The organism is Micrococcus sp. LASM2_SD2, from assembly GCF_057364565.1.
This window is the reverse complement of the sequence record NZ_JBNFOB010000422.1, coordinates 1-927: the sequence shown is the minus strand read 5'-3', so window position 1 is coordinate 927 and position 927 is coordinate 1. Positions and strand designations below refer to the sequence as shown.

Annotated in this window: 1 protein-coding gene; it reads left to right on the top strand. The window is 74.6% G+C overall.

Annotation, left to right across the window (positions count from 1 at the left end):
* Nucleotides 1-62: 62 nt before the first annotated feature.
* On the top strand, nt 63-927 hold an 865-nt coding region (locus AC2W7A_RS12880; RefSeq protein WP_485991672.1), incomplete at its 3' end, for a 4-alpha-glucanotransferase.

Here is a 927-nt window from a genome sequence, read left to right as displayed (position 1 = left end):
CCGGTGGACCGCGCGGCCGCCGGCCGAGGTGCAGTCGGCCCGCACTGCGCGCCGTCCACGCGGTGCCGCGCTCCCCGGAGCGCCAGGAGTCCTATGAGCGCTTCTGTGCGGACCAGGGCCGGGCCCTGGAGGACTTCGCGGCGTGGAGCGCCGGACGCACGGGCACGGACACGCCCCGGGAGCGGGACTTCCACCGGTGGTGCCAGTGGGTGGCGGACACCCAGATCGCCGCCGCCCAGTCCGCCGCGGTCTCCGCAGGGATGCGCCTGGGCCTGATGCTGGACCTCGCGGTCGGCGCCGACCGGCACGCCGCGGACGCCTCCCTCCTCGGCGACCAGCTCGTGGGGCCGATGTCCGTGGGCGCCCCGCCGGACATGTACAACCAGCTGGGCCAGGACTGGTCTCAGCACCCGTGGCATCCGAAGGGCCTGGCCGCGCACGGCTACCAGGGCCTGAGGCAGATGTTCGGCACGGTCATGCGCCATGCCGGCGGCGTGCGGATCGACCACATCCTGGGCCTGTTCCGCCTCTGGTGGGTGCCCGAGGGCCGCGGGCCCCGCGACGGCGCGTACGTGTCCTACGACCACGAAGCCATGCTGGCCGTGCTCGCCATCGAGGCGGAGCGGGCCGGTGTGGTGGTGGTCGGCGAGGACCTGGGCACCTTCGAGCCCTGGGTCCAGCAGGCACTCGCAGACGCCGGCGTCCTGGGAACCACCATCCTGTGGTTCGAGAACGTGGACGGCCGACCCACGGACCCGGGCACGCACCGTGCCCTCGCCATGGCGGCCGTCAACACGCACGACCTGCCGCCCACCGCCGGCTATCTGGAGGGCGTGCACCTGGACCTGCGCGAGCGGCTGGGGATCGTGGACGGCGACCCCGCGGCCGAGCGGGCCGGCCACGAGGGCACGGTCGCCGCGTTCCTCG